The sequence below is a fragment of the Bradyrhizobium sp. SZCCHNS3002 genome, assembly GCF_032377435.1.
GTDB lineage: Bacteria > Pseudomonadota > Alphaproteobacteria > Rhizobiales > Xanthobacteraceae > Bradyrhizobium.
The window spans coordinates 1-2,553 of sequence record NZ_JAUHHY010000034.1; the positions used below are offsets into that span (position 1 = coordinate 1).

2 protein-coding genes are annotated in these 2,553 nt (G+C 66.0%); both read right to left on the bottom strand.

Annotated features, from left to right (window positions below):
• Positions 1-343: 343 nt before the first annotated feature.
• A complete protein-coding gene (locus tag QW845_RS34050; RefSeq protein ID WP_315805876.1) occupies positions 344-1,543 on the bottom strand; it encodes an IS91 family transposase in 1,200 nt (399 codons plus the stop codon).
• A gap of 12 nt (positions 1,544-1,555) precedes the next feature.
• Entirely contained in the window at positions 1,556-2,431 is an 876-nt protein-coding gene (locus QW845_RS34055; RefSeq protein WP_315805877.1) for a site-specific integrase, read from the bottom strand.
• Positions 2,432-2,553 lie beyond the last annotated feature (122 nt).

The following is a 2,553-nucleotide window of genomic DNA, read 5'->3' on the forward strand; positions in this document are numbered from 1 at the left end:
TGTGAAGGGTTTCGGATGCCGGCCGCATGATTGACGGCGCGGCATATTCGGGCGGCCGGCGTCCGAAAGCCTCCAAGGGAGGAAACCGCGCATGGTGGGCAGGACCGGTGCGGCGGGCTCTATGGGGATTTGAGCGCTGCAGGCGAGCTGGCCGATTTGGTTTGAGCCGGTGCAGCGAGCTGCGCGACGGCGACGCGGCCGATGAATGAGCGGTAGGCTGCGTCGAACGCAATCAAATGTCGGCCGATCGGCGACGAAAGAGGAAAGCCTGCGTGCGCTCCGCCGTGGCCGATCGATGAGCGGCGGGCACTGCGAGCAACTTTGCAGAATGGCGGTTGCGCGGTCACGACGTGTCGATCCTGATGGCGCTGGTTGGTGCGGTCGATCGGTGACGCGGCGTTGCGCCTCGCTCAAAGACCTCGATGACGATCATGCGGCCGCCACAGCATGGACAGCGCGGCTTGGCCGTGTCGACGGTGGTCTCGGTCGGCTCATCCTCGCGATCCTTGACAGCGAGCAGCTCGCGCGCGCGTGCGACGTTGTCGGCGCAGGTTCCCCGCGCAAGCAGCCCGTAGTGGCGGATGCGGTGGAAGCCCTTTGGCAGCACGTGGATGAGGAAGCGGCGGATGAACTCGTCTGTCGCGAGCGTCATCCGCTTTTGACGGTCGCGGCCCTCGACGCGGTAGTCCTTCCACCTGAAGGTGACGCCGTGCTGGTCGAAGGCGATCAGGCGTCTGTTGGCGATGGCGACGCGGTGGGTATAGCGCGACAGATAGGCGAGCACGGCTTCAGGGCCGCCGAACGGACGCTTGGCATAGACGACCCATTCCGTCTTGCGCGACGCTGCAAGCCATGCGGCGAATGATCGTGCTCCGGCGAGATGGGCGTCGTTGCCGAAGAAGCTCAGGCGCCCGGCCTGGTGGAGGGCGGCGAGGCGCTCCAGGAATAGCCGCCGGAACAGGCGTGAGAGCACGCGCACCGGCAGGAAGAAGCCCGGCCGGCAGGACACCCAGCGCTGGCCGTCGGGCGAGATGCCGCCGCCCGGCACGATCATGTGCACATGCGGGTGGTGGGTCATGGCCGAGCCCCAGGTGTGCAGCACGGACGTGATGCCGATCCTGGCGCCGAGATGCTTCGGGTCGGCGGCGACCGTCAGCATCGTCTCGGCCGAGACCTTGAACAGCAGATCGTAGATGGCGGTCCTGTTGTGGTAGGCGATGTCGGCGATCCGAGCCGGCAGTGTGAACACGACGTGATAATACGGCACCGGCAGCAACTCGGCTCGGCGATCGGCGAGCCACTGCTTCGCCGCGGCGCCCTGGCACTTCGGGCAGTGCCGGTTGCGGCAGGAGTTGTAGGCGATGGACGTGTAGGCGCAGTCCTCGCAGCGCGCGACATGGCCGCCGAGCGCTGCCGTGCGGCAGCTCTCGATCGCCGACATCACCTTCAACTGGTTGAAGCTGACATGGCCGGCATGGGCCTGACGCCATGCCGGACCATGGTCGCGGAAGATATCCGCAACCTCCAGAGCCGGACGAGACACGCAGGCCCCGCGTCAGCCGGGCGGCCGGGTCTCCTTCAGCTTGATCGCGATGTGCTCCAGCGGGCTCATGACCTCGCTGATCGTCTTGGTGGCGACCCGTGTATAGAGCGCGGTCGTATCGAGCTTGGCATGACCGAGCAGCACCTGGATCACGCGCACGTCGATGTTCTGCTCGAGCAGGTGGGTGGCGAAGCTGTGCCTCAAGGTATGCAGCGACACGCGTTTGTGAATCTCGGCCACCTGGGCCGCGGCATGACAAGCACGATTGAGCTGGCGCGTCGTCATCGGCTGCGCCGGGTCACGCCCTGGGAATAGCCAGCCCTGGGGACGGGCCGCCCTCCACCAGGCGCGCAGCAGGTCGAGCAGGCTCGGCGACAGCATGACATTGCGGTCCTTGCCGCCCTTGCCCTGCTCGACGCGGATGATCATGCGCTTGCTGTCGATATCGGAGATCTTGAGCGAGACGACCTCGTTGGCACGGAGGCCGGCGCCATAGGCCACGCTGAGCGCCGCCTTGTATTTGAGCCCGGGTGCCGCATCGAGCAGCCGCGCCACTTCCTCCACGCTCAGCACCACCGGCAGCTTGCGCGGCTGGTGGATGAAGTGGGTGTGCTCGACGATCTCGTGACGCCGCAGCGTGACCTTGAAGAAGAACCGCAAGGTCGAGACCGTCTGGTTGATGGTCGGCCCGCCGACGCCGCGCGATGCCAGATGGAGCTGATAGCGGCGCACGTCCTCGAAGCTGGCCAGATCCGGCGATCGTCCGAGGAAGGCTGCGAAGTCCTTGACCCGTTGCACGTAGTCATGTTGGGTCTTGGGCGCGAACTTGCGGATCGTCATGTCTTCGATCATGCGCCGCCGCAACGGGCTCATGGCCTCGTCGGTCATGGGGATGCTCCTGTCTTGGGTGAAGGTTGCGAACCCCTCATCTCAAGACAGGACGCCTCGCTGCGCTATCCTCTCAGCCGTGCTGCCGGCCGTCGTGCCCTACCGCGCGAGCGGTTTAGTCC